We start from the raw sequence: 25,965 nt of genomic DNA on the forward strand, positions 1-25,965 counted from the left end.
AGGATCAGTGCTCCCGCCGAATTTGTTTGGTTTGGCATCTAATGGAGCGGGTCAACAACGACACCGTCCGGCTGAAGGTTTGGAAGGGATTCATCGTGGCCGGCCGCAAGGGCCCGAACAGACGCCTTCAGGGAGATTTCGGTGTACGACCAGCGCGACGTGCAGGGCTTCGTCAAGCTGTACACGCTGCGACTGCTCCCGGCGCCCCGGCCCATCGCAAGTAGCGGAGACGGAAAGCGCCCGCCCAGGGGGCGGGGCGCTGTTCCGTATCGTTTTTCTGGATCAAACGAAGGTGAAGTCCGACGCGGTCAGGCCTAGGTCGGCCACGGTGACCACACCGCCCAGGTGGGCGAACTCGTGCGCGCTGCCGTCGGCGGTGACATAGGCCAGAGTTGCGACTCTGTCGGTGTAGCTGCTTTGGTAGACAATGATGTCGCCGGCGTGCTCGCCGGAGATCGCACTCGCTGCCTCATTAGCAGAGTTGAAAGATTCGCCAGTGATTACCACGACATGTTCGCCGTTCGCACCCGAGGCCGCGCCACTGTAGAAGCTGCTCACCGGGTAGCCGGACTGTATGCTGGCGTTGTTGACGAAGTTCGCGCCAAAACCGTCGTTGTAGAGGCCCACCGCATCGAAGGCGAACTTGTCCTCCGCCGGGTTGAAATCGGTGATAGTGGTAATGTCCGGCTTCGACCCGACACTCGGATTGACCCCAGGCACCGGATTGTGGAACTGGAACACGAACGTGTCATTGTCGGTGCCCCCGGTCAACGTATCCTGGCCGTCACCCACGTAGAGGACATCCTGGCCGGGACCGCCGCTGAGCCTGTCATTGTCCTCACCGGAGACGCGCGCGTTGAAGCGGCCGTTGTCGCCGGAGAGATCGTCCCAGCCATCTCCGCCGAAGATGCGGTCGTTACCCTCGCCGCCAAGGGCTCGGTCACTGCCCGGGCCAGCCGAGATCTCGTCGTTGCCGCCACGACCGTCAATCCAGTCACCGCCCTGGAAACCCTCCATCCAATCTTCACCCTTGGTGCCGAGGAGTGTTTCGGCATCCGGGCTACCCTCGATAATGTTTGCCATCGAAAAATACTCCTAATGATGCACCCTGCCTGACGCGTTCATATTGCCCATCGGGTAATTAGAGAAATCGATTGCTTGGATAGACACACATTTACGAAATGGATGCATTCACGTTCACTTCGCCCTTCCGCTGAGCAGTAGCGGGCTCGCAGGCGGCGGGGACGCGCCCAGACGATCGACCCGAACATTCACACTCAAGCGGACGAGGAAAACTTGGTAACCGGCCGCCCTGGTTGGGCCCAAACCTCTCTCTGTTTGCTCGACGCCGGCATACCCGCACCGTAAGCGCTGGACGTGGACAAGTTCCGGTGGCGGCGGGTACGGCGCGGCTCAGCGATGAATGGGGGCCGGAGACGGTTCCTTCCCCGACACGCATGCTGCTACCGCGCAACAGGGGGGGGGGCAATTTGCCGCCAATGGTCTCGTGATAGCGCCTTTCGCCGACAGGCTGTCGAAGTTGACCGAAGCCGAGCTGAAACGACAACTGACGGGTCCTCACAGCTGCGTTACGCATTCGCTCACCGTCAAGCCGGCCTCGGAAGAACAGGCATAGGGCTGTGTTGCCGAGTATCTCGCCAGCACTGCCCATTGCGAGCAATGGAACATTAGGGAGCGCGTTCGCGCGAGCCGAGAGTTCAAGGATCTCGGAACGACAGCTTCCGCACGTCGGCCGCACGGGCTCTACGCGACGCGGCCTACGCCAAGCTAACAGAATTACTTTCATTACTCGTGGAATGCCCGACTGATTTGGTCCGACAGCGGCTTCACAAAATAGGAAAGCGCCGTAGGCTCGCCCGTCTGGACCATCGCTTCGGCCGGCATGCCGGGCACGAGCGTCAGGTCCTTGAGCTTCGTCAGTTCCGCATGCGGAACCGATAGACGCACCAACTGATGGCGCTCGTCGAAGGCATGGACTGGCGCGCTTAAGCCGAACGGAGACGGCGTCCGACGTCGGCCGGATAGGCCGTGGCGAAGTGACTCAGGCGCAAAAGGCGGGCCTCTGGCCGTGCAAAATAAGCTTTTGTCGGCGTCATGAAGAGAAGCGCTTTGGCCCGTCTCCACGAAATCGTTCCGCTCAAGGCGATATTCGTCCCCATGGCGGCGGAGAAGGCCGAACTGCAACAACTCCGGAGCGAACACTCAAGGCCGAGATCGTCCGGATGGCGACACACGAGCGTGCCCAGGAGAGGCTCGCCGACCTTCAGGGATCGTCAAGCAGCTGGAGCGCGGCGCTTCGGTCGCAGCTCCGAGAAGCTCGAACGTGCCCAGCAGGCCTTCGCCTTCGAATCCAGACCGGGCTCGGCGCGATTGAGTCCGAACTCGAGGCCGCAAGGCCGCAAGACCGACAGGCGAGCCGCGACGTGCTGCGCGACCGCGCAAGGCGTTCCCGGTGCATCTGGAGCGGGTCGAGATCGTCATCCGGCTCGACCCATGGGGGAAGAAGCGCTCCCGCAGCCAATCGTCCAGTCCGTCAAACGCCGTCGGCCGCACGGGCTTGCGAAACGGAACAGTCCCGCCCTCGCTTAGATGCCGATGCACGGTGTTGCGCGCGCACCCGAATTCCTTCGCCCGTCGGTTCCCCGCCAACCTCATGCCGCCGCAGCATCGCTGCCACCTCTTCAGGCTGAAGGATCTGCTCTCCCTGCATCGTTCTCGACAATGCAGGAATCGCCCAATCCCAATCGCCATCCATGCCTCCTCCCATAACCGAGGGGTCAGTTTCTCAATTCGGCCGACAACTGAGACGTCCGGTGCTCTTAGGCAGGGCAATCATACGAGATGCCTCCTGCAACATCATTTCCCGCATCCATAGGCTTGCCGGATCATTATTGTGAAGCGCAGGCCATTGGACGGCCTCCGTGAATGCGGCAGGAAGTGGCGGCGGAAGTTCGACAATCCGCAAGGGTGTTAATTTCGCGAAATGCTGCGCCAGCCGCAACGGCATGGTCCCGATGCGGCTGGTGCCTGATAGAAGGGGCGGGATCATGCTAAAGCCGTGTACGACGACCTCGATACGTCTCTCGAAACCGTTCTCGAGCAAATACCATTCCTCGATGGAGGGCTGCCGGGTGTCCCCGAATTTAAGCACAACCTGCCCCATCGACAAGTATCGGTCGAATGTAAGTGGCTCTGACAGCTGCTTGTTCGTGCCGCAGCCTACGCATACGAGCATATCTTCGAACAGGGCTGCGCGAGGATGTTTCGACATGAACACTTCCGGCATAATCAGAAAATCAACGTCGCCGCGCCGGAGAAGCTCCTCGGGGTCGTCGGAAATAGGCAGACATTCGAAGCGGACGGCGGGAGCTTCCCGCGCAGCACGCTTTACGATTTTCTTAAAAAATACGAGTGTGAGGTAATCGGAAAGGATGATGCGGAAGCGACGATCCGATCCGACCGGGTTAAAGGGGTCCCAGGAAATAATCGACAGCTGGATGTGCAGCAATGCCTCCCGGACTGCTGTGGCGAGCCCCTCCGCGCGCGGTGTCAAAATGAGTTCGCGGCCGTTCATCGTAAATAGCTCATCGCTGAAATAGGCGCGTAACCGACCGACGGCGGCGCTCATGGCCGGCTGACTCAGGTTAATACTGCGGGCTGCGGCGGTGACTTTACGCTCCCTGATCAAAGCGTCCAGCACAACGAGGAGATTTAGATCGAGTCCCTTAAAACGCATGCATTGACCTATCCGACGCGTGGATGGGTATCGCCCAAACAATCAATTTCACGAATGGTGAGAGCGTCAACGCATCAGCCGACGACGAAACAGAGCAACCGATAGGAAGAACGGCAAAACCGTGTATATGCAAAGCGCGCCGATATGCAGGCCCATGCTGCCGGCGGGACGGCCAAGCATCGCCGGACGAATGAGGTCAATTGCATGTGCGAGCGGCAACAAGGAGGCGACGTCCTGAAAAGCGCCGGGCAATTGGTTGACCGGAAACATCGCGCCGCAAAGGAACAGCATGGGTGTTATAACAAGCGTATTATAAAATATGAAATATTCATAACTGGGCGCAAGCGCCGTGACGACCATCGCTAGACTCGCGAAGGCGAGGCCACTGAGAGCGATGACTGGCAGCAAGCAGAGGATGGATGGCCACGATGCGTAGCCTAGCGTGGTCGCAACAATAGTGATTGCTGTGCCCGCCATCAGGGCCTTGGTGGCTGCCCACGCCAATTCGCCGAGTAAGATATCGCCGAGCGTCAGCTGAGTGCATAGCATTCCTTCCCAGGTGCGCTGGTCGCCCATGCGGCCGAAACTCCCGTAAACCGTTTCAGCGGTCGCCGATGCCATCGCGCTTGTGGCAACCATGCCAGCCGCGAGAAACGCAATGTACGAAGTGCCCTCAACAGGACCTATCATTGTTCCGATTCCAAAGCCGAGACCGAACAGATAGATCATCGGATCGGCGAGGTTGCCGAGCACCGATGCAAGCCCGATTTTCTTCCATCCAAGATAGTTGCGGCGCCAAACCGCGACCCAATTCCACGCATTGGCGGGCATGCCCGCCGCATAACGTTCGCCCATTGTTCAGTCCTCCATCTCGCGCCCGGTTAGCCGCAAAAACACATCCTCGAGATTGGGAGGACGCTGCAGAAGGCGTAGACCCGCGCGCCCGCGTAGCTGCGCCAGCACCTGCTCCGGATCGGGTGCATAGCAAAAAAGCGTCTCACCGCTCACCTCAATGCGCTGTGCGTACGGCCGGATCAGCGCACCCAGTTCATGCGGATTGCCGCCGTAGACCTCGACCACGTCACAGCCGATCTGCTCGTCAATGAGTGCGGACGGGCGGCCTTCGGCGATCTTGCGCCCCTCCTCCATAACGCACAGCCGATCGCACAGCCGCTCGGCCTCTTCCATGAAATGGGTAGTCAAAAGAATAGTCTTGCCCCGCGCCAGCAGCGATCGCAGCCGTTCCCAGATCAGGTGGCGGGCCTGCGGATCGAGGCCGGTGGTCGGCTCGTCCATCACCAGCAAGTGCGGGTCATTGATCAGCGCACGCGCGAGCGTCAGGCGCCGCTTCATGCCGCCGGACAGTTCGGCGACGCGCGCATCCGCTTTGTTCTCGAGGCGGGCGAACTCAAGCAGCGATGGTATGACCGCATCGATCTGGCGTCTGCTCATCCGGAAGTAGCGCCCGAACACCAACAGGTTCTCGCGTACAGTGAACGCGGTATCAAGATTGTCGAACTGCGGGACCACGCCGATGCGCATACGTGCCAAACGCGCGCGCGCCGGCACTGGAACGCCGAGCACAGTAATCTTCCCCGCATCGGGCGATGTCATGCCGAGGACCATACGCGCAATCGTGCTTTTGCCCGCGCCGTTCGGTCCCAAGAGCCCGAAGCATTCCCCCGCCGCAACGCGGAACGACAGTCTGTCGACAACGAGCTTGTCATAAGTTTTGCTTACGTCAGTAAGATCGATCGCTACCATGGACATGGGTTCATTTTACCGAGAGGGACGCCAAGACTGGCGGTTGCTTGGTTGCCTGCCGGACCTGAAACTGTGACTCGTCTTCGCCATTCCAGCCGTCGATAACGAACTGATCGACATCACAAGGATTTAGCCCCTGTTCCGGTAAAGCGGCGACAATTGCGTATAGATTATCGATGGCTTGGTAACGCGGATCGTTGTGCCGCTTTTCCTGGTCAACGCAGAAGACGAGCCGTCCATCCTCGACCAGGGCGATCGCCCCATCATGGGTCAGCTTGATACCAAAGATGCGCATAGTGTCTCCAGGTTAACGGCGATAGATTCGATTCATCAGGAAGCGGAAAGCGGGTTTCGGAAACGGACGAGCAAGCAGTCTTCGTTGACCGACTCGCCCCGACACTCAAGACGCTCTACCTCGATCAACGTTTCGTTCAGCATGGCGATGACCGGCTCAGCACCAGCGGCGTGGCCCCAGCGACGGCAATTAGCATCCCTTGCCGATCCGAAGATCAGATGCCCGCCAGGCGCAAGCACCCGCACCAGGTTTTTGACGGCCGCGCGCATCTCGGCTATGTCTTCGAGATAGTAGAGGACCTCCGCCACAACGATCAGGTCAAACAACTCGTCGGTCGAAAACTGTTGAACATCGGAGACTATCCAGTTGATGCGCGACGGCTCGTTTATCCGTTGACGTGCTCGAGCAATCGCTTGCGCCACGACATCGATGACGGTGAGCCCTTGGCAGTAGGGGGCTAGTTTTTCCGTGAATGCGCCGGCAGCGCACCCGACTTCGAGGGCATTTGAAATGGAGCCTTGGGCAAGCGCCAGCTGGAGCATTTGCGTGTGGCGCTTCCGCTCGAAAGGATTGCCGTCGAGAAGCCACGGATCGTCTGCGGCCAATTCCCGATCAAGCAACTGATGATTCACGTTCTGGGTCAAACTCGTGCACCTCTCGTCCACTAGGTAATTAGCGATCACTCGTCGCCGCAAATGTTGCCCGACAGCACTAATTCCGAAGAATCCCGCGCAAGATTGAGCCTGCGAAGCGGAGCCGCATGCGGCGAGAATTCTGCCCTGCTGGAACCAGTGATCGGAGTTTGGGTGGGAGCCTGTTTTCCCCCAGTGTTCGATGTAGCGACAGCAGAGCCTCGCGACAGCCAATCGCTATTGCTCAATGTACACAGCGCGTAGGCTTTCAACGGAAGCAAGAGAAAGATGTTGATGAACGTGTGCAGCGAAAAGCCCAGAAATCGAAACTGTCGGGCACGAAATGCTACCACGCTGCATCGGAGCATGGTCATGGACACAATCATCAGTCCTGTCCACCAAGGCACAGAGCCTGTCAGTGCGAAATGTGCGAGGCCCGTTAATACCGATATGGCGAGGAGTAGCGCGCCGAGATTCTGTCCGACCACGTCCAACGTGAGATAGCTATTCAGGCTGGGCAGCAAGCGCAGCCCAAGCAGCGTGTCCCGGAATGTGCTTCGTGCCCAACGGAGTTGTTGGCGCAGATACGGTCCTAGTCTGTTCGGGACGACTGTGGCCGCGATGGCGCTCGGAACGTACTCGGTTCGAAAGCCTGCTTTCAGCATCAGGATAGTAAGATGGCGATCCTCACCGAAGTCGCTTGGCTTGCCCCGAAAAAACTGCGACTCGTACTGGTCCAGTAACAAAAGGAGCGCAGACCGGCGGTACATGGCACATGGGCCGCAACAGCACATAACGGCACCGAAGCGAGCCTGCGCCGCGCGCTCCTCGTTGCAAGCCAGCCAGTACTCCATGTCTATCAGCCTGGTCAGCCAGCTCTCGGTCCGGTTACTGGCCGTCAACTGACCCATGACTGCGCCGACCGCTGAATCTCGCATCTTCGGTACAAGCTTGGCAATGACGTCGGACGCGAGTAACGTGTCTGAATCAACGTTAAGCACCAGATCCCCTGATGAGCGGCGTATCGCGGCGATCTGCGCCTTGCGCTTTCCAACATTCTCGGGAAGCAAAATGATGTCGAACCTAGGGTCGCGCGCGTAGGTTTCGTGGACAGTTCCTAAGGCTTCGCGATTTCCAGAACCGTCATCAACCACATAGACCCGAAGTCTTCCGGCGTATTCTTGGTCGGCAATGGAAGCCAGGCACTCTGAAAGCGTGCGCGGATCCTCGTTGAAGCAGGGGACGATGACATCCACGCTGGGCAGTTGATCGGAGCCGACGAGAACCTCCAACGCCGATGAGTCGTTTGTCGGCAGAGCATAAAGCCCCTGCATGCTCTTATAAGCAGTCGAGAGCAGCGCATAAAGCGATATGGCCACAGTGCTGGTTGTACCAAGAAGAGTCATGGGATCTCGTTTGTTCAGTGATGTTGAGGAAGTGAGCGGATTACAAATCCGCGCTCACGCAATGCTGGAATCAGCCGGGACAGCGCCGTGACCGTCTGGTCGCGCAGACCGGCGTGAGCGCCCCGGCCCAACTCGCCGGGAGGGCATCCGTCGTGCAAGAGTACGATTGCGCCCGGCCGGACAGAGGCGAGCACTTTATCGATAATCGCGTCGACCCCAGGGCGAGACCAATCTCGAGGGTCGACGGACCAATGGAGGGCCGCCAGCCCGGCGATCTGTGACGCTGTGAAGACTTCTTCACTCCAGGCGCCGTAGGGCGCGCGAACATAGCGCACCGAGGCCTGCGGGCACGCTCTCATGATGGCGTCGTTCGCTTCAAAGACCTCACGTTGCACTTCGCCGAAACCGCATTGGTACAGATCCGGATGAGACATCGTGTGGTTGCCTACCTCGTGCCCTTCTGCGATCATCCGTTGGATTAGATCTGGGTGCTCTAAGGCGTAGGCGCCGATGACGAAGAAAGTCGCCGGCACCCGCTGCTCTGCCAACACATCGAGAATCTCCGGTGTGAAAAGTCGATTGGGACCGTCGTCAAACGTCAGATAAACGCTGCGACGGCCGGTGCCGTCAGAGCACTCACGGCGCACTTCGTACAAGCAATCGGGACGGCTCATAGCTCTGGTCCGTTCCGATCTATCATCGTGCCCGTGGGCCATTCGCTGATCGGCCGTCCAACCGGCAGAACAATGGTGAGTGCGTCATCGATGCGTGTGGGCGGCAGGTCGAGGCGGGCCTCTGGTCGGGTCGAGCGCACGCGAATTCCCGACAAAACGGCCAAAGGCCTGTATCGCCGCCCGAACCTCTCAACATGATTCCGCAGCGCGTCCCGGACCGTTCCGAAAGCGAATGGAACGCCAAGCTCCTGCAGTATTGGAAGCATGACATGGATTGAATGGGCGATTCCGAGACCCTCAAGGTCCGGGCGTACCCCGTACAGGCCCAGCTCAGCCACCAACAGGTCGACCGCGTCAACCTTGATGAAACGGCGCAGTATGCCCATGTGAGCCGCTACACCACTTGAATCATAGGCGATCACGCGGAGTTCAGGCCTGGCTCCGGCCCAGCTTCGACTACCTTCGAACGGTTCTGCGTTGGACGCCCCAGTCGGCCCGTACGTATCACGAAAGAACTCGGCGAGCTCAACGTGATCGGAGAGCTGCAATTCGTTTTCCCAGCACAACTTCCACTGCACCTGATGGCGCATTCAGGACCTCTCTTCATATTAGTTTTTTGCGGCCGCATTACCCGACCAAAGCGGCGCTGTTGGCTGCATTCAGCCGTTGTCGTTGGCGAAGGTGAGCCAGACGCTCTCTCGAAGTTCCGGCCCGTGTCGTCGATTTGAGCTTGACGTCGCTCATTAACGTTCCTCTAATGCATGGCTCGTAAATTCGTAAAATTGATTGTTTGAATGATACGCATCCACGCGTTGGATAGAACATGACATGCGTTTCAAGGGACTCGATCTAAATCTCCTCGTTGTGCTGGACGCTCTGATGAGGGAGCGTAAAGTCACTGCCGCGGCTCGCAGTATCAACCTGAGCCAGCCGGCCATGAGCGCCGCCGTTGCTCGGTTACGCGCCTATTTCAACGATGAGCTATTTACGATGAACGGCCGCGAGCTCATTTTGACACCGCGCGCCGACGGGCTCGCCACAGCAGTCCGGGAGGCATTGCTGCACATCCAGCTATCGATTATTTCCTCCGACGCTTTCAACCCAGCCCAATCGGATCGTCTCTTCCGAATGATGCTTTCCGATTACATCACGCTCGTATTTTTTAAGAAGATCGTAGAGCGTGCTGCGCGGGAAGCACCCGCCGTTCGCTTTGAATGTCTGCCTATTTGCGACGACCCCGAGGAGCTTCTCCGGCGCGGCGACCTTGATTTTCTGATTATGCCGGAAGTGTTCATGTCGAAACATCCTCGCGCAGTCCTGTTCGAAGATATGCTCGTATGCGTAGGCTGCGGCACGAACAAGCAGCTGTCAGAGCCACTTACATTCGAGCGATACTTGTCCATGGGGCATGTCGTGCTCAAATTCAGGCACACCCGGCAGCCCACCATGGAGGAATGGTATTTGCTCGAGCACGGTTTCGAGAGACGTGTCGAGGTCGTCGTACAGGGCTTTAGCCTGATCGCGCCCGTCCTGTCAGGCAGCAACCGCATCGGGACCATGCCCTTACGGCTGGCGCAGCATTTCGCAAAAACAACACCCCTGCGGATTGTCCAACTTCCGCCGCCACTTCCTCCTCCCGCATTCACGGAGGCCGTCCAGTGGCCTGAGCTTCACAATACTGATCCGGCAAGCATGTGGATGCGGGAAATGATGTTGCAGGAGGCATCTAGCCTGGCGCCTTTGCCTGAAATCAATGAGCGTCTCGTGCACGCCGATCCGACCTTGCGGTTGTTGGTACCGACTGCCACCTCGATTTCACGTGCGAAGTCCCGGAAGATGTTAAGTCCCACTTAAACACCGGGCCTTTGCCCAGCAGAGCGGTGCAGTTGCTTGTCAAGTACGAGGGCCAGGAACGAGCAGAACACACGCCCGGGGTTGCTACTGGATTGACTGCCGCCTCCGATTTTGCTTGCGGAGTCCCAGAAGATGCTCAGCCCCACTTAATTGCCACGTCGCAGGCCTTGCCGCGGCTTTTCACGCGCGGCCAGGCGAGGAGATGGCGGTCGACGTGGTCGATCCAATCTGTGCCAGCCTCGCTCGGCTACTGGCGTCGACCACAGTCCCCTGCACCGAGAAAGTCGGGCACTTGGCAATGAAGCCGGTCGAGCTTGACGCTGCGGACCCAGGCAATTGACCCCGCGCTTCTGCCTGAACGCGTGGCCGATCCGTTCATCTAATCGGCGCTACATTCTGCCCGGCTGAGGTCCGTGGGTGCGGCCACCCCGCGGGATTGGATCATCATTCAACTTTCTCTGGTTTATGAAAGGAAACTCCCCGCTCACGATAGAGCCCATGAGTTTCATATATTTTCCGGCAGATGGATGTCGAACGGGAGAAATGTCTGTCCGGGTGTTTCAGCGGTGCCGGTCTCGATAGCCCGCGTCATCAGCGTTATCAGCTCCCGGCAAAGTCGGCGCATTGGCGTGGCGACCGCCATCGTGACGATATTATCTGCGAGCGCCGCCCGAGACTCCGGCGTGATTTCATTCACGATCGCGACGAGATCGCGACTTTTGCCCTCTTCTCGGAGCGCGGAGATGGCGCCCTCCATGCCGCCGCCGGCGACATAGAAGCCGACGAGCTCGGGCTCTCGCTGCATGAGATCAAGCGTTGCCTCGTAGGTGATCTGCCGTTTCTCGAGGTTCATGACAGGATCCAGCACCTCGAACGTGGGCGCGTTCTCACGGCAATAGGAGCGAAAGCCGACGTCACGGAGCTCGTGCCCCTGGAAACGATGGCTGCCGACAAAAACCGCCACTTTGCCGGGCCGTTTTGCGACCTTCGACACCATCCAAGCGGCCGTGCGCCCCACCTTGCGGTTGTTAAGGCCGATATACCCCTGTCGTACGCCGGCGGCGAAGTCGGAAAGCAGCGAGAAAACCGGAATGCCTTTGGCCTTGAGGTCCTCAACCGCTGCTGTAATTTTCGGGTGGTCCGGTGCCACCATCGCGATCGCATGGCAGCGTGCGCCCAAATCCTTGAGCCGTGCGATCAGGTCGCTCGGCATATGTGACGGGGCGAATTCGACGAGCGGAATGCCGTGGAAGGACTGGGCCAAATTGACCGATGCTTCGACCTCGCGCGCAAAATCTTGGTAGAAATGCTGGGCCGGTTTTCTCAAGATGAAGCCCAGACGGTAGTGCGGTAGGTCTCGCCGTAAGCGCTGCTTGATTAGCCCGGCAGCATGATAGCCGATCGCGTGGGCGGCGTCGTGGACCCGCCGCGCGGTCTCCTCGCGCACCGGATGGCGGGCGTTCAGAACCCGATCGATCGTTGCTACGCTGACTCGGGCTTCGCGGGCGAGATCGGCAATTGTGGGGCGCTTGGTCATAGGTCCCTATTCTGATCGGTTTTTGACGCGGGCCGGCTCTCTGTCGCCTAACGCGTTTCGGTTTCGGGTGGCAAAGTGAAAACGTCCCATACGAATGGCCAACAGCGTGTTGGACGAACATCATTCCAGACGTAAACCGGCCGGGTATACTGAAAGGCTCATTCGCTTAAAGGGCGGTGACGGTTTGCACTCACACATTTAGCGCTTCGGCTACATGGTCCGTGAGGAGCCGTTTAGAGGCTGCGGGTCGGTCGTTCAGTTCATGTGACCAGCTAGGCGACTTAACAGGTCGTGGGCCGCCCACCTTACTTGGAGGAGGGTAGCCGGTTTGATGCCTCGGCAAGCTGATGACCGCAGAAGGCGGCTTTCATCTGTGCTCGGTCCAATTCTCCTTCCCAGCGGGCGACGACGAGGGATGCCACTGCGTTGCCGACGCAATTCGTCAGCGCCCGGCATTCGGACATGAAGCGGTCGATGCCGAGTATCAGTGCCATCCCAGCAACGGGAACACTCGGAACTACGGCGAGCGTAGCCGCCAGGGTGATGAAGCCCGCGCCTGTGACACCTGCAGCGCCCTTGGAGGAAAGCATTGCTACGAGCAGCAGCAGCACCTGATCGCCGATGGACAGATCCGTGTTCGTCGCCTGCGCGATGAAGAGGGCCGCCAGCGTCATGTAGATATTCGTGCCGTCCAGATTGAATGAGTATCCGGCCGGGATGACGAGACCCACAACCGAACGCCTGGCGCCTGCCTTCTCCATTTTCTGCATCAGCGAAGGGAGCGCCGCCTCCGAGGAGGACGTTGCGAGGACAAGCAGCAGCTCTTCCTTGATGTAGCGAATGAGAGAACAGATCGAGAAGCCGTTGTAGCGACAGACCGCGCCGAGAACCCCGAACACGAAGAGGAAGGCGGTGAAATAGAACGTCGCGACCAGCATCGCGAGGTTGACCACCGAACCGATGCCATATCTGCCGATGGTGAAGGCCATTGCGCCAAAAGCGCCGATCGGCGCGGCCTTCATCAGAATTCCAACGAGCTTGAAGACAGGCGCGATGAGCGCCTGAAGGAAGCAAACGACAGGCTTGCCCGGCTCGCCGGCCATCGCAAGCGCCATGCCGAACAGAACCGAGAAGAACAGCACCTGCAGGATGTCGCCTTCCGCGAAGGCACCGACGATCGTTGGCGGGATGATGTTCATCAGGAAGCCGGTGACCGACTGCTCGCTGGCTTTTGCGGCATAGGTATTCACGGCCTGGACATCGAGCGAGGCCGGATCAATGTTGAGGCCGGCGCCAGGCTGGACGACATTGGCGACGATGAGGCCGACGATCAGCGCGAGTGTCGAGAAGGTGAGGAAATAGACCATCGCTTTACCGGCGACCCGGCCGACCTTATGAAGATCGTTCATGCCGGCAATGCCGGTGGCAATTGTCAGGAAGATGACAGGCGCGATGATCATCTTGACCAGCTTGATGAAGGCATCACCCAGCGGCTTCAGGCTCTCGCCGGTCTCCGGATAAAAATAGCCAATTGCGACGCCGAGCGCGATGGCGGCAAGCACCTGGGCGTAGAGCTTGGTGTAGAAGGGTTTGCGGGGCGCGGGACTCGCGCCGCGGACTTGTGCAGCTGACACTGGTTCTCTCTCCCTGACCGGATCGAGGTGGCGTGACTTCTCCCGGGCTTCTCCCTATCGCGGCGCTCCGGTCGAACGCTGCACCAACGCCGCCGCAATACCCATGCCAGATGAATCCGCATGACCTGAACTGAGGTGGGCTCGCCAATGATGGAGGAATGATGCGGTGTCAGACCAGCGGGATAGGCCGCGGTCCGGCACGCCCTTGATGTCTCTGGCAGAGTGCTGCCGGTCGATCCCTCTGGCTAGCGGTTTGCTGCACAGAGCGTGGTGGGTTCCTCGTTTTAGCCGGCTTTGGACCGGGCCGCATCGCTGGCGCCAGCGCGTACCAAATAGGTCGCCTGTTCATAAGCCCGTCCAGATGACAGGCTAACTTACCCCTGTTCGGAAGCGCTGTGACAGGCGAGTTCCTCTCGCCGGAACGCCTGCGCCACATGACGAAATCCGTTGGTCTAGAGGAGGCCGAGAGCTTCGCTTTCCCTGACTAGCCGTGGCACCCATGATGGAATGAATGCCCTGGCACAAGGCGGGAACGACGAGGGTCCAGCACGACCCGTTGATGCTCACTGACAGAGTGCTGCCGGTCGATCCCTCTGGCTGGCGGTTCATCGGTGGCATCAGAGCCGAGAATGGCTGTGCTCTTTGCAGCGCTCCCGCTGCATGAAAGCCACGTCGAGACGTAGAGATTGACGCCGTTGGCGCTGACCACGACGATGCGATCTGGAAATTGCGAGCACCGCCTACCAAGCCGTACTCGACGCCAGCTTCGCGCCTTCACACGCGACACCGCCGCCGCATGACACTCGAGCAAAATGGCGGTTGCCGCAAACGACCAGTGCAGTTGGCGGTTATTATCAATTCCGCCCCTCCTTCGCGGGCGCTGGTGAATGGCACGGCCCGGCTTTTACACTCGGCGCGGTCAGCCGCTCGGGCACCGCATCGCCGGCGCAAGTATTTCCGTCGTTCGACGGCAAAAACAGAATTGATGAATTCTATCATATGCCGCGAGGTTTCCTTTCACGAATGAAAGAAAGCTCGATTGACTATCCCGCCTCGCTCCAGTCTGTTGAAAACAACGTGTGGTTGCCTTGGTGCAAGCCGAGACCATGGCCAAGCTTCGTGGAGGGGAGAGCCAAGCGATGCATCAGGGTTCGATCCGCTTTGCACTCGACCAAACGGCGGCGGCACGAGTTCACGTCGGAGTATTTTCGGGCTTGCTCGCGACGTCGCGGGCGCACATGCCGCCGGCCTACGTTTGATGGCGCGAGATCGAGGATCACATGCACCACAACATTCGCAAATCAGAACAAAATGCCAGCGAGTGCGGCATATCGCTGCCGGATGCGATAAGGGGTTGTCCAACGTCCGAGACGAATCCTGCGAATGGGGCATTGCACGAGCGCGCCCTCACCGGAATCTTCGAAATATCGAAAATACTCACCGGTCCCGCCCGGCTCGAACTCACGTTGGCCAAGGTCGTTGATCTCCTGCACTCGTTAGTGCAGATGCGGCACGGCATCATCACTCTCTGCGATGCCGAGGCCGGACTGGACATCACCGTGGCCAGCGACTGCGACACGAACAGCAATGAGCCCTCCCGGTCGCGCGTGCCGCGCAACGCCATCGATCAGATTGTGACGACGGACACGCCGCTCATCGCCGAGGACATAGCGATGCATCCGGCCTTCACTGCCGCTGACATCGAGGTGCTTGGGGCCTCCGACACCGTGTCCTTCATCGGCGTTCCCATTCGTGTTGATGGAAACGCCGTAGGCGCGATGACTATGGACAGGGCTTTGGAAAGCAGGTCAAGCTATCGGCTCGATTACGATGTCCGGCTGCTCACCATGATTGCCAACATGGTGGGACAGACAGTCAAGTTGCACCGCTTCTGCGCGGGGGACCGCGAGCGACCGCCGGAGTTGGAAGATCGGCTGCAAACGAAATTTTCAGATGTTAAGCACCCTGCACCCCGGCGCAAAAAAGTTCATGTCGAGGGGATGATTGGTGACAGTCCGGCGATAAGCGCGCTGCTGGAGAAGATCGCGATCGTAGCCAAGGCAAAAACCACGGTTCTGTTGCGAGGCGAGTCCGGTACCGGGAAGGAGCTGGCTGCCAAGGCAATTCACGAGTTATCGCCGCGCGCCAAGCGGCCCTTCGTTAAACTCAATTGTGCAGCGCTCCCAGAGACAGTCCTGGAATCCGAATTGTTCGGTCATGAGAAGGGTGCCTTCACAAGCGCATTCAACTCCCGCAAGGGGCGCTTTGAGCTCGCTGACAAGGGGACGTTGTTTCTGGATGAGATTGGCGAGATCTCGGCCTCGTTCCAGGCAAAGCTACTGCGCGTGCTGCAGGAGCAGGAGTTTGAGCGCGTCGGCAGCAATCAGACCATTAAGGTCGATGTTCGCGTGATTGCCGCCACGAACAGGAACCTGGAAGAGGCGGTTGCAAGGAATGAGTTCCGCGCCGACCTATACTACCGCATCAACGTGGTTCCCTTGCTGGTACCAGCATTGCGCCAGAGGCGCAGCGATATTCCGCTGCTCGCAGCTGAGTTTCTCAAGAAGTTCAACGACGAGAACGGCTGTACGCTTACCTTCGATCCGTGTGCGATTGAAGTGCTGATGAAATGTGAGTTTCCCGGCAACATTCGCGAGCTTGAAAATTGCGTGCACCGGACAGCGATCCTGGCCGAGGGACTATCAATCGGGAGAAACGACTTTGCCTGCTCCCAAGGCCAATGCTTTGCCGAGGCGCTGTGGAAGTGCAGATCGGGCAAGGCCGCGCTGCAACCAGCGCCGATCCTGCCGGAGTCAGTGAATCCGGCCACGCCGCCGGATGCGGCAGCCTCTTCGGCCGCGACCACAGTCCCGCGTGCCGGCGCAACACACCCAATTGGTGCGAGGACCCCCGACATAGAGCGCGTCATTGCTGCCATGGAAAGATGTGGCTGGGTGCAGGCAAAGGCAGCGCGCCTCCTTGGACTGACCCCGCGCCAGATTGGCTACGTGCTGAGGAAATACGGCGTCGAGATCAAGCGTATCTGAAACCGAGCAGATGAGCTGAGCTGCTTAGCGCCTTGCGGCAGCGATGCAGGTCCGCGTCCGCTTCCACTCGATTCATCGAGGACAGCCTGGCCGAATTCCCGTGTCTGCGTTGCGACCATCGTGTGAGAGGCAACGCTTCCATCGTCAATCCTGTCCGCCATGTTGCTCTCGTTGCGAGCTCATACGGATGCCCCTGGTGAATGAAACGGAGTTAAAATATGTCCGATGCAAAACTGCAAACTGTGCTTTCGGCTCTTCCGCCAGTGACGCGACAGTTAGATGCTCTGCCGTCCAACGGACCGGCGCCGGACGGAAATTTTGTCAAGCTGAATACGAATGAAAACCCGTTTCCGTTGCCGCCAATCATAATGCAAAGTGCAGTGGCGGCTCTCAAGTGCCAGTATCTATATCCGGATGACGATAACATCAGCTTGAGGGAAGCGGCGTCCAGCACCTATGGCGTTTCCAGGGATCAGGTCATCGCAGGCAACGGGTCGTCTGAACTGCTCGGACTCATCTACAGAGCTTTCCTCGCGCCTGGCGATAAGGTTGCGATGATGTCGCCAGGGTTTTCGTTCAACCGCAAACTTGCCATGATTCAGGGAGCCGAGTTTCTCGAAATCGGATGTCAAGCTCATTCCCTGCCAATGGAGCAATTGCTTTCCGGTCCGGCAAAAGACGCCAAGTTCATTATGTTGGCCAATCCAAACAATCCGACCGGAACATTCCTCCCGATAAGCGATATCGAACGCCTCGTAGCACAATCGGACCGCTTGGTTGTCCTTGATGAAGCCTACGTCGACTTTGCACCCGATCATGGCCTGCGCCTCATCAACCGGTATCCGAACGTTCTGATCTTGAGGTCATTCTCGAAAAGCTATGCCGCCGCCGGCATTCGCGTCGGTTTCGGTTTCGGTCACCCTGAAATTATTGGCAGGCTGCGAAACATCCAGAACGTCTTCAACATGAACGTCATCGGGCATGCCGTTGGGATCAGCGTGCTTGCGCATCGCGGCGCCTACGCAGAGAACCACAAGCACATCAAGGATGAACGAGAGCGAGTGACAGTCGCGCTGTCGCAACTCGGATTTTCCGTAACGCCCTCCCGCGCAAATTTCTTGCTGGCCCGTGTGCCCGCGGGACAGGACGGCTCATGGTGGCAAGCAGCATTGGAAAGGCAAAAGATACTTGTCGCGTTTTTTCCGGACAAAGGCTTGGAACACTGCATCCGCGTCAGCATCGGCACAAAAGAGCAGATGGATGCATTTCTTGCTGCCGCTGGCGACATTGCTGGAAGCTTAACGGTGCCAAGCTCCAAGGGCAGGGAAGCGTCAGGCTCTGCTTCTTCGTTACGCTGACGCTAATCGGCGATCACACACATCTCTTCCGACTTGCTTGGTCATCCCAGCAAGAGAACAGCCTGCTTTTAAAATCGGGGACTTATCGAGTGACAAACGTCTTTCCTTCAAACCTAGCGTTCGGCATCTTCGATCATCTGGACGAGGATGGCCGCGACATCGGTCGGCAGTACGAAGATCGCCTGATATTAGCAGAGGCGTGCGATCAGCTAGGGTTCTATGCCTATCATCTCGCAGAACACCACTGTACTCCCCATGGGAGAGGTCCATCGCCGAATCTGTTCTTATCGAGCGTCGCCCAGCGCACCCGGCGCTTGCGTCTCGGACCCTTGGTGATGCTGCTTGCGCTTTATCATCCGCTGCGTGCGTTCGAAGAGATCTGTATGCTGGACCAGTTGAGCGGTGGCAGGCTCGAACTGGGCATAGGGCGCGGTGCTCTCCCGATCGAATTGGGCTACTTCGGGATTGGTGCGGACGCGGTGCCGGGCCGTTATGCTGAAGCCAGCGAAATCCTCATGGAAATACTTGTTAATCCGATGAAGGTCGGCACGCTATGCTATCAAGGCCGCCATTTTGATCTCAATGACGTTCCTTTGACGCTAAGACCTCATCAGCGTCCACATCCGCCGACATGGGTCGCTGCCAATCGACCCGAGTCCGCAGCTTGGGCGGCTGCGAATGGAACAAATATCGCGTGTGTAGGACCTTCCTCTTCTGTTCGCAAAACTACTGATGCGTTCCGCGCCTATCGAGAGGACAACGCTGGCGCGGGGGATCAGGCGCAATTTATCGGATTGCTCCGCATGGTCGTGGTTGGGCGTTGTGACACACATGCCTATTCGCTCGCGGCACCTGCTTACGAACGCTGGCTCAAGAGCTTCCAATTCCTTTACGAGCTTAACGCTATCCCCACTCCACCAAACCTGCCGCTGACCTTCGATGCGGCAGTCGAGAGTGAATTGTGCGTGGTAGGATCAGCAGAATCTGTGCGAAAAGCTCTGTTAGGTCAGTTGGAAGAGGCAGGTGCCAACTACCTGCTTTGTCAACTGGCATTTGGAAATCTGCCGCTAGATGCTTCCCTGTACACTGCGACGACCATTCAATCCGAAATCATGGCTCGACTTGGCTGACCATGAAATTCGCAGTCTGAGGTTGAATCGTTGTACAGCGCTCCCTCACATCCACGTGCACTAGAGCGTTTCATATTTTGACGGAAGCGTAGCCTGCGTTTTCGAAGTAGTTCTTGCATTCGGCTGCCTCGATGGTTTCGACGAGGTGGCCGATGTGGCGCCACGTGTCCTCGACGGTGCGTTTCTGAGCTTGTCGCATCCAGTGTTTGATCTTGGCGAAGGCCTGCTCGATCGGATTGAGGTCCGGCGAGTAGGGCGGCAGATACCAAAGCCTGGCGCCGGCAGCTTTGATCGTCTGCCTGATGGCCGCCGACTTATGGCTTCCCAGGTTATCCATGACCACGATGTCGCCGGGCTTCAGCACGGTGATGAGCTGCTGCTCGACATAAGCACGGAAGCATTGGCCGTTGATCGGTCCGTCGAAGACGCAAGGTGCTGCGAGCCGGTCCCAGCGTAGTGCACCGAGGAAGGTCAGCGTGCGCCAGTGGCCGTGTGGAGCCAAGCCGCGCAGCCGTTTGCCTTTCGGCCCCCAACCTCGCAGTGGAGCCATGTTGGTCTTGATCCAGGTCTCATCGATGAAGACCAGGCACTGTGGATCGAGACCGCTTTGCCAAGAGCGCCATCGCTGGCGCTTGAAAGCGCTCGCGTCATCAGATGCTGGCCTCCAATCCAGCCAGCATCTTGAATCACAAACATCCGGCTTTGGGAATCCTACGATTCTCTCAAAATAGGAATCGCTCTAGCGTGCACGTGGTGGGGACGGGCAATCGGGAGGGAGGCCAAACTGACGACGAGCCGGCGGCACAGAATACCAGGTTTGTGCGTTGGCTGGCGTCCGGGCCATCTTGTGAACCTGCATGATCCTAAGGAGATGATGGCCGAGCGCGTCACGATGCAGGCACGCGTCTGCTCGTCGCGCTCGCGCTAGCCGTTGCCCATAGCCCGCCGCAGAGGTTCTTCTCGCCCGGGGCGGCGTCGGTGCGGCGCCTCCAGCTTCATCAGCGGCCCGGCGGTAGCAAAGCCGCCACTCGCTTCGGCGCTGTTGAGGGCGCGCTCGCGAGCGGCTTTGCTACGCCCAGCCACCACCGGGAGCGAGCTCGCCCGATGATGGGGTGCACCGCGGTCGGGATACGATGCTGGAGTAAATCGTTCGCAGCCGGTCTTCACGAACTGCGAGGAGTGCTTGTCCTTGAATGCTGCCTTCTGGCCGTCTGCGGTGCCTGAGTGATCCGCCGACACGCCCGAAAGTCAACGCCACTACCACAAGGCCGCCAAAAAGTCAGGTCTGGGAGCCAGCTTGCACGGTGGTCTCGTGTTCGGGGATGTCGTCGAAGGAGGCATAGTTGAGATAGTAGAGTTTGGAATACAGGCCGCCCATGGCTATTAGCTCATCGTGGTTGCCAGTCGCAACAACTTGGCCATTCTGAAGCACGATGATGCGGTCGGCCCCCCGGATCGTGGCGAGACGGTGGGCGATGACGAGGCCAGTCCGCCCTTCAAGCAGCTTGATCAGAGCCTTCTGAATCTGCAATTCCGTGTAGCTGTCGATGTTGGCGGTAGCTTCGTCGAGCACGAGGATCTTGGCGTCAGCGACGAGGGCGCGGGCGAAACTGATAAGCTGGCGCTGGCCGAGAGATAAGTTGTCGCCGCGTTCGCCAAGTTGGGTCTCATACCCGTCGGCGAGGCTCATGACGAAGTCATGTGCGCCGACCGCCTTCGCCGCCTCGATCACCTTGTCGCGCGTGGCTTCCGTCTTCTGGTATCGAATGTTCTCGAAGACCGTCCCGGTGAACAGGAATGGCTCCTGCAGCACCATGGCGACCTGGCGGCCGAGCGATTCTTGGGTGAGGTCGCGCACATCATGCCCGCCGACCAGCACCTGACCCTGCTGAACATCATAGAAGCGGTGGACCAGGGCCATCGCACTCGATTTGCCAGAACCGCTCGGTCCGACCAGTGCGACCGTCTCGCCGGGGTTGACCCTGAAGGAGACATTTTTCAGAACCGAACGGTTCGGATCGTAGCCGAATGTGACGTCCCTAAACTCGACCGAGCCGTCCATTTCGGGCGAAAGTACCTCGGCATTGGGTTTGTCCTGAACATCGATCTTGACATCGAGCACATCGGTCAGGCGCTTGCCTGAGGCCATGGCGCGCTGCATGATCGAATATTGCAAGGTGAGTGAGCGGATCGGGTCAAAGAAGCGCTGGATGTAAAACAGGTAGGCTACCAACACGCCCACATCTATACGGCTATTCACGACCATCGAGCCGCCGACCACAATAACGGCGGCCAAGGCGAGGCCCGTGAGGCCATCGACGATAGGCACCATGACCAGTGCATATCTGGCAGCGATCAGTTGGGTCCTGAGGTTGGCATGGGCCCGGTCGTCGAAAAGAATGAAATTCACCTGCTGGCGATCCATCGACTGTATGGTCCGCACGCCGTGAATGGCTTCGGCCAGCGCGCCATTGACGACTGAATTGGTTTCGTGTGCAGCCATGAAGGCGTCGCGGGCACGCGGCAGCCAGACAATGCGGACGATCACCAGGATCGGCAGAACCGACAGCGTCAGGAGGCCGAGGCGAAAGTCGAGCCACAGCATTACGAAAACGATGCCGAAGAGAAGCGCAACATCGCCTAGGGAATATACCGAGGTTTCCAGGAACTCCTGTATGGAGTTAACGTCGCCTTGCAGGCGCGACATCAGACGTCCGACCTCAGTCTTGTCCATGAACGAGAGCGAAACCTTTTGCAGATGGCCAAACATGGCGCGGCGGATGTCGAACAGGACAGTTTCGGCAATTTTCCCATCCAAGGTTTCCTGCATGTAACCGGCGGCGAAATTGACCAAAATCGCCGAAAGGAACGCGCCGACGGCCGCAAGCTGGGCTGAGCGATCGCTCGCTACCGGGTTCATGCCCTGGTCGATCGCGTAGCGGATGATCAAGGGGATGAGAAGCTGCGTCCCGGTGAAGATCAACATCGCGACAATCGTGACAACTACCTTTGCCCGATAGGGATGGACGAAGCCCCAGATCCGGCGGAGGATGCTCTTGTCGAAAGCCCGGCCGAACATCTCCTCCTCGATCCGGTGCGAGCCGACGACCGCGCGCGGAGGGCGTCTGCCGTCGTCACGTTCGGCTTCGAGTTCGCCGGGGCCCTGGTCCATCAGCGGGCGCCCCCATACTGGGTCATATGCTATCACCTGGGCGCGTCTGGAGATCGTAAAGGGCCCTGTAGCGTCCCCGCTTCGCCAGAAGCTCTTCATGCGTGCCGCGTTCTACGATTTCGCCGTTATCGACAAAAAGGATCTGATCGGCATGCAGAAGCGCACTCAGCCGGTGCGCGATGATGATCGTCACCCGATCCTTGGCGAAGCGCCGCGTTGCCGCGCGAATGCGCTGCTCGGTGCCGGCATCGATCGCGGCCATCGAGTCGTCGAAAACGACGACAGAGGGGCGCAGCATCATGGTGCGAGCAATCGTGAGACGCTGGCGCTGGCCGCCAGAGAGAGAGACGCCGCGTTCGCCCACGACCGTCTCATACCCTGCTGGGAGCCCGAGGATGTAGTCGTGGAGCTGGGCGAATTCGCCAGCGCGTTCAATTCGCTGTCTCTTCGCCCAGGGGTCGCCATAAGCGATGTTGTTCTCAATCGTGGTGGTGAACAGGAACGCATCCTGCTGTACAACGGCAACCGCCTTGCGAAGGCTCTCGAGGGTGACATTGCGTATGTCCTGGCCGTCCAACGTGATGGCGCCACCGGTCACGTCGTAAAAGCGGGGGATCAGATGAGCCATCGTCGATTTGCCGGAACCCTGCGGACCGACGATCGCGATCGTCTCGCCTCTCCGGGCCTCAAAGCTGAGGTTCTTCAGAATGGCGCGGTTTTCGACATTGGGGTACGCAAATGAGACATTGTGGAAGCGCAGAGTGCCGTCGCTTATCTCAAGCGGTCTGGCCTCGAGAGCATCCCTGATCGTGATCTCCTGATCGAGGAGACCGAAAAGCCGCGAACCGCAGCTGGAAGCGCGGGCAAAGGCATTGACCATGAGGCCGATCTGGCGGACTGGCATTTGCAGGATGGTCATGAAGGTCAGGAAGGTCGCCATCGTTCCGACGCTGATCTCGCCAGCGATGAGCTTGTTGCCACCGATCCAAAGCACCAATCCCATTGCGAAAAAGAAGGACAAGGTCATCGCCGACGTGCTGGGTACGTAGATGTCAACGAGATCGTTGGCGAGGCCGAGCGCGATCTTGGAAGCGCGGTCGAACTTCAGCATCTCATAGGATTGAGCCGCAAAAGCGCGGACCACGCGGATGCCTGCGAGATTTTCCTTCATCACGCGGCTTAGTACCGAAAGGCGCTCATAGAGGTCGAGCCAGGTGGCGCGCAGCCTAAGCTGTGTGGTCGATGAGCGCCAGGCGACAAAAGGCACGAAGCTCAGCGCGACCAGGCCGAGCATGAGATCGATCGAGATCATCATGTAGGCGCCGATCCCGATCAGCATGGTGAGCAGGACCACGCGAACGAGCGCGGTGGAAAAATACATCCGCACGCCTTGGAGATCGAGCATTCCGATGGTGATCAGATCGCCTGAATGGACCCGATCGTGAAAGGAAAAGCTGAGACGCTGGATCTTGTCGTAGTAGGCGAGCCGCAGTTCGTACGCGACATGATGCCCGACGGCTTCGGCAAAATAGTTCTGCGCCATCGTGAAAAGGCCGCGTAGCGCGCTGACGGCGAGCAGCAGGAGAGCCGGGGTCCAGAGCGCTTGTCCTGCCGCGCTCCCGGCGACACCGCCCCCGATGGCTGTCTGGGCCTGGTCGACAGCCCGGCCGAGAAGCTGGGGAATGAGCAACTGGAGGATTGCCGCCATGATCGTCGAGCCCATAGCGAAGGCGACCTGCCAGGGATGCCGAAAATTCATGCGCGTTATGCGCAACAGCGTACTCAAATCCCGGCCCCAGCGCGCCGCTTCAACATGGGTCAACGAATTCAGAGCGTCCGTTGCGCTGCCGACAGCATCACTGTTCACGGGTGTATTCCCGACTGCATTTTGCGCCTTCGAGGAAAGCCGAAGGACGCATCATCAAAGGCGACCGCCATTTTAATCCTGTCCACAACCTGCAGCCTTGCCCGTTCCCAGAAGCCGAGCCGCCGCTTGACTAAGTGGCATGTCGATCACCGTGATTCCGCTTGCCGCAAGGAAACGCGCTTCGTTTCTGGTCAGGGTTTCCGCGTCCATTACGGTGCAATAGGGACCGCGGGAGCGCTTCATGATCTGTCTGGCGTAGGTGCGCAGCATCTGATCGTTGAAGCGGCAGCCAACGAAGAAAAATCCACGGGTGATGCGCCGTTCCTTCACCACGTCAGGAATAGGTGTCTGGATATCAATTTCGGTCAGGACTTCGACATAGTCGGAATCTGCGACGAGAAAGTTTTGCGAGGGCCTACTACTCCCGTGAGGTGCATAGAGGACCGTCTTTGCCCCCGATCGGGCGTCGAGCTCCCTCCCGGACAAATCGTAGGTTTTTGTCCAAATGTTGCCGATTTCGTTCGCCCGCGTGACGCCTTGTATCTCAACGACGTCCGTTCGGCCGGTCTCCACGAGAGCCGTGCGCATCGCGCTGTCATACCAACTGTCGATGATGAGGGAGAGCGGCAGCCTTGCGAGCCAGGCGTGGAGGAGGGTTGGCCTCACCGGCGCTGCGAATATCTCGGTCATCCAAGCTTGAAGCGTCCGGCGATGCCGGCGCTGTTCGATGAACTGCGCAACCGACCACATATTGGTGCGGATCCTGGAAGGGGCGGGCGCCCGTGCATTGAGTGCCGCGGCAACGACCTCCGGAGTATGCGGCACAGGCGGTTCCGCACAGTTGAACCCAAGAAGACCCGGACCGAGATAGGGGATCACCTCATCGGCGGCGAGCGCTGCCTTCGCCAGGTCAAGCAGCTTATCGGCAAAACTGTCCCGCACTATGACAAGGTGGCCCGATGTCAGGATCGTATTCATGCTCGTTTCCTCGCGACGCACTTAGCGGCAGCATCAGTCCTCTTCGGAAACCTTCCTTGCCTCGACAGTGATCGGCAGACGCGTATCCCGTGGGAGATCGGGTAAGACGAGCCGCCACCCGTTCCGGAGCGTGATAGTTCCGCCCCACAACTCTTCCTTCTCGAGCTTGATGATCGGCTCTTCGAGGTCCTTTTTGGGGACATAGGCCGACAAGCCAGCATCGGTCCTGCGGATCATGACTTTCATCTGGCCGTCCCTTCATTGGTATTGCTTTCAGCACTGCAGGACTCGGCTTTCTCGAGGCTCATCAGTTCACGCGCTCGCATGCCGACGACGGTGCCACGGTCGATCCACTCGACCGCATAGATGAAGAACTGCTGGAGAAAGGTGCCGATGTCGCGCACATATCCCTCGTCGCCCTTGCGCACGAGATTTTCGCCGATCTCCCTGCCAGGATAGGTGCCGTCATTCTTTATGTGGCGAGTAGCACGTACCCGCTCTCCCGGCATGAAGCGTGGCGGCCTGCGGATTTCGATCTCCTCTTCGCGTCCGAGCGACATGTCCGTTCCCTGATTTCTCTTGCGGCTGCAGGTTGTGCGTTCCAGGCGTCCTGCGTAGGCAGCCCCAACCATGTCGGCAGCCATGTGGTCACGCAGGAACGCAGGTCTTCGGCACCGGACATACCGAGGCACATTGCTGCGCATCGAAGACCCCCTCGCATTCGGTGCACTTCTGTGACTCGATCACGTAGCTCTCGCCTTTGAACTTGATCGCGCCGGAAGGACATTCGAATTCGCAGGCGCCGCATTGGGTGCATTGGGATGCGATGATCTTGAAAGCCATTTTAACTCCTGGTCCGA

The 25,965-nt window shown here is 58.9% G+C and carries 20 protein-coding genes and 3 pseudogenes; 4 read left to right on the forward strand and 19 right to left on the reverse strand.

Features of this window, described 5'->3' with window-relative positions; all coding sequences use genetic code 11:
• Positions 1-282 precede the first annotated feature (282 nt).
• The 10 genes and pseudogenes from NKJ06_RS07415 to NKJ06_RS07465 form a co-directional block, all read right to left on the reverse strand.
• Complete coding sequence (locus NKJ06_RS07415) at positions 283-1,083, reverse strand: calcium-binding protein (RefSeq protein WP_031249252.1); 801 nt, start codon at positions 1,081-1,083, stop codon at positions 283-285.
• A 723-nt stretch (positions 1,084-1,806) separates the two neighbouring features.
• A complete protein-coding gene (locus tag NKJ06_RS07420; protein ID WP_352792620.1) occupies positions 1,807-2,205 on the reverse strand; it encodes a hypothetical protein in 399 nt (132 codons plus the stop codon).
• Positions 2,206-2,806: 601 nt separating this feature from the next.
• Positions 2,807-3,757: a LysR family transcriptional regulator gene (locus NKJ06_RS07430; RefSeq protein WP_023736274.1), complete on the reverse strand. Its 951-nt coding sequence runs from the start codon at positions 3,755-3,757 to the stop codon at positions 2,807-2,809.
• Positions 3,758-3,823: 66 nt separating this feature from the next.
• Entirely contained in the window at positions 3,824-4,612 is a 789-nt protein-coding gene (locus NKJ06_RS07435; RefSeq protein ID WP_023736275.1) for an ABC transporter permease, read from the reverse strand.
• Between the two features lie 3 nt (positions 4,613-4,615).
• The gene (nodI, locus tag NKJ06_RS07440) at positions 4,616-5,527 is read right to left on the reverse strand and encodes a nodulation factor ABC transporter ATP-binding protein NodI (RefSeq protein WP_023736276.1); all 912 of its coding nucleotides are present in this window, start codon (positions 5,525-5,527) and stop codon (positions 4,616-4,618) included.
• A 43-nt stretch (positions 5,528-5,570) separates the two neighbouring features.
• Positions 5,571-5,816: pseudogene (locus NKJ06_RS07445) on the reverse strand (carbamoyltransferase N-terminal domain-containing protein); the annotation flags it as partial.
• 35 nt (positions 5,817-5,851) lie between these two features.
• Positions 5,852-6,460, reverse strand: coding sequence for a nodulation methyltransferase NodS (gene nodS / locus NKJ06_RS07450; protein WP_023770905.1), 609 nt, complete (start codon positions 6,458-6,460; stop codon positions 5,852-5,854).
• Between the two features lie 35 nt (positions 6,461-6,495).
• A complete protein-coding gene (nodC, locus tag NKJ06_RS07455) occupies positions 6,496-7,854 on the reverse strand; it encodes a chitooligosaccharide synthase NodC (protein ID WP_352809488.1) in 1,359 nt (452 codons plus the stop codon).
• A gap of 14 nt (positions 7,855-7,868) precedes the next feature.
• Positions 7,869-8,528, reverse strand: a complete 660-nt coding sequence (nodB, locus tag NKJ06_RS07460) for a chitooligosaccharide deacetylase NodB (RefSeq protein ID WP_023766912.1) — start codon at positions 8,526-8,528, stop codon at positions 7,869-7,871.
• Positions 8,525-9,118, reverse strand: a complete 594-nt coding sequence (locus NKJ06_RS07465; protein WP_023736281.1) for a NodA family N-acyltransferase — start codon at positions 9,116-9,118, stop codon at positions 8,525-8,527. The genes nodB and NKJ06_RS07465 overlap by 4 nt, the downstream gene beginning before the upstream one ends.
• Positions 9,119-9,356: 238 nt before the next feature.
• Here NKJ06_RS07465 and NKJ06_RS07470 point away from each other — a divergent pair.
• Positions 9,357-10,256 (forward strand): annotated as a pseudogene (locus NKJ06_RS07470) (LysR family transcriptional regulator); the annotation flags it as partial.
• 631 nt (positions 10,257-10,887) lie between these two features.
• On the opposite strand, the gene NKJ06_RS07475 reads toward NKJ06_RS07470, so the two are convergent.
• The gene (locus tag NKJ06_RS07475) at positions 10,888-11,919 is read right to left on the reverse strand and encodes a LacI family DNA-binding transcriptional regulator (protein ID WP_023736284.1); all 1,032 of its coding nucleotides are present in this window, start codon (positions 11,917-11,919) and stop codon (positions 10,888-10,890) included.
• A gap of 305 nt (positions 11,920-12,224) precedes the next feature.
• Positions 12,225-13,553: a dicarboxylate/amino acid:cation symporter gene (locus tag NKJ06_RS07480; RefSeq protein WP_032923201.1), complete on the reverse strand. Its 1,329-nt coding sequence runs from the start codon at positions 13,551-13,553 to the stop codon at positions 12,225-12,227.
• Positions 13,554-14,833: 1,280 nt separating this feature from the next.
• On the opposite strand from NKJ06_RS07480, the gene nifA reads away from it, so the two are divergent.
• From nifA to NKJ06_RS07495, 3 genes are all read left to right on the forward strand, one after another.
• Entirely contained in the window at positions 14,834-16,600 is a 1,767-nt protein-coding gene (nifA, locus tag NKJ06_RS07485) for a nif-specific transcriptional activator NifA (protein WP_352657235.1), read from the forward strand.
• Positions 16,601-16,818: 218 nt separating this feature from the next.
• A complete protein-coding gene (gene hisC / locus NKJ06_RS07490) occupies positions 16,819-17,958 on the forward strand; it encodes a histidinol-phosphate transaminase (protein ID WP_352809489.1) in 1,140 nt (379 codons plus the stop codon).
• A gap of 89 nt (positions 17,959-18,047) precedes the next feature.
• Positions 18,048-19,088, forward strand: a complete 1,041-nt coding sequence (locus NKJ06_RS07495) for an LLM class flavin-dependent oxidoreductase (RefSeq protein WP_023736289.1) — start codon at positions 18,048-18,050, stop codon at positions 19,086-19,088.
• Positions 19,089-19,158: 70 nt separating this feature from the next.
• Here NKJ06_RS07495 and NKJ06_RS07500 read toward each other — a convergent pair.
• The 7 genes and pseudogenes from NKJ06_RS07500 to NKJ06_RS07530 form a co-directional block, all read right to left on the reverse strand.
• Positions 19,159-19,728, reverse strand: a pseudogene (locus tag NKJ06_RS07500) (IS630 family transposase); the annotation flags it as partial.
• Between the two features lie 639 nt (positions 19,729-20,367).
• On the reverse strand, positions 20,368-22,260 hold the full coding sequence (locus tag NKJ06_RS07505; protein WP_352809493.1) for an ABC transporter ATP-binding protein: 1,893 nt from the start codon (positions 22,258-22,260) through the stop codon (positions 20,368-20,370).
• Positions 22,261-22,282: 22 nt separating this feature from the next.
• Positions 22,283-24,127, reverse strand: a complete 1,845-nt coding sequence (locus tag NKJ06_RS07510) for an ABC transporter ATP-binding protein (RefSeq protein WP_352809491.1) — start codon at positions 24,125-24,127, stop codon at positions 22,283-22,285.
• 72 nt (positions 24,128-24,199) lie between these two features.
• On the reverse strand, positions 24,200-25,105 hold the full coding sequence (locus NKJ06_RS07515) for an SIR2 family NAD-dependent protein deacylase (protein WP_031213722.1): 906 nt from the start codon (positions 25,103-25,105) through the stop codon (positions 24,200-24,202).
• Positions 25,106-25,138: 33 nt separating this feature from the next.
• The gene (nifT, locus tag NKJ06_RS07520; protein WP_023813715.1) at positions 25,139-25,351 is read right to left on the reverse strand and encodes a putative nitrogen fixation protein NifT; all 213 of its coding nucleotides are present in this window, start codon (positions 25,349-25,351) and stop codon (positions 25,139-25,141) included.
• Positions 25,348-25,665, reverse strand: coding sequence for a nitrogen fixation protein NifZ (locus tag NKJ06_RS07525; protein ID WP_352554113.1), 318 nt, complete (start codon positions 25,663-25,665; stop codon positions 25,348-25,350). Before NKJ06_RS07525 ends, nifT begins: the two co-directional genes overlap by 4 nt.
• Before the next feature lie 88 nt (positions 25,666-25,753).
• Entirely contained in the window at positions 25,754-25,948 is a 195-nt protein-coding gene (locus tag NKJ06_RS07530; RefSeq protein ID WP_023672218.1) for a 4Fe-4S dicluster domain-containing protein, read from the reverse strand.
• Between the last annotated feature and the right edge of the window lie 17 nt (positions 25,949-25,965).

Source organism: Mesorhizobium sp. M0293 (genome assembly GCF_040321735.1).
Taxonomy (GTDB): domain Bacteria; phylum Pseudomonadota; class Alphaproteobacteria; order Rhizobiales; family Rhizobiaceae; genus Mesorhizobium.

What these genes read in the sequence shown, in the direction of transcription:
- NKJ06_RS07415 (WP_031249252.1), bottom strand. Translation starts at nt 1,083, where the DNA reads ATGGCAAACATTATCGAGGGTAGCCCGGATGCCGAAACACTCCTCGGC.
- NKJ06_RS07430 (WP_023736274.1), bottom strand. Translation starts at nt 3,757, where the DNA reads ATGCGTTTTAAGGGACTCGATCTAAATCTCCTCGTTGTGCTGGACGCT.
- NKJ06_RS07435 (WP_023736275.1), bottom strand. Translation starts at nt 4,612, where the DNA reads ATGGGCGAACGTTATGCGGCGGGCATGCCCGCCAATGCGTGGAATTGG.
- nodI (WP_023736276.1), bottom strand. Translation starts at nt 5,527, where the DNA reads ATGTCCATGGTAGCGATCGATCTTACTGACGTAAGCAAAACTTATGAC.
- nodC (WP_352809488.1), bottom strand. Translation starts at nt 7,854, where the DNA reads ATGACTCTTCTTGGTACAACCAGCACTGTGGCCATATCGCTTTATGCG.
- nodB (WP_023766912.1), bottom strand. Translation starts at nt 8,528, where the DNA reads ATGAGCCGTCCCGATTGCTTGTACGAAGTGCGCCGTGAGTGCTCTGAC.
- NKJ06_RS07465 (WP_023736281.1), bottom strand. Translation starts at nt 9,118, where the DNA reads ATGCGCCATCAGGTGCAGTGGAAGTTGTGCTGGGAAAACGAATTGCAG.
- NKJ06_RS07475 (WP_023736284.1), bottom strand. Translation starts at nt 11,919, where the DNA reads ATGACCAAGCGCCCCACAATTGCCGATCTCGCCCGCGAAGCCCGAGTC.
- nifA (WP_352657235.1), top strand. Translation starts at nt 14,834, where the DNA reads ATGCACCACAACATTCGCAAATCAGAACAAAATGCCAGCGAGTGCGGC.
- hisC (WP_352809489.1), top strand. Translation starts at nt 16,819, where the DNA reads ATGTCCGATGCAAAACTGCAAACTGTGCTTTCGGCTCTTCCGCCAGTG.
- NKJ06_RS07505 (WP_352809493.1), bottom strand. Translation starts at nt 22,260, where the DNA reads ATGGACCAGGGCCCCGGCGAACTCGAAGCCGAACGTGACGACGGCAGA.
- NKJ06_RS07515 (WP_031213722.1), bottom strand. Translation starts at nt 25,105, where the DNA reads ATGAATACGATCCTGACATCGGGCCACCTTGTCATAGTGCGGGACAGT.
- nifT (WP_023813715.1), bottom strand. Translation starts at nt 25,351, where the DNA reads ATGAAAGTCATGATCCGCAGGACCGATGCTGGCTTGTCGGCCTATGTC.
- NKJ06_RS07525 (WP_352554113.1), bottom strand. Translation starts at nt 25,665, where the DNA reads ATGTCGCTCGGACGCGAAGAGGAGATCGAAATCCGCAGGCCGCCACGC.
- NKJ06_RS07530 (WP_023672218.1), bottom strand. Translation starts at nt 25,948, where the DNA reads ATGGCTTTCAAGATCATCGCATCCCAATGCACCCAATGCGGCGCCTGC.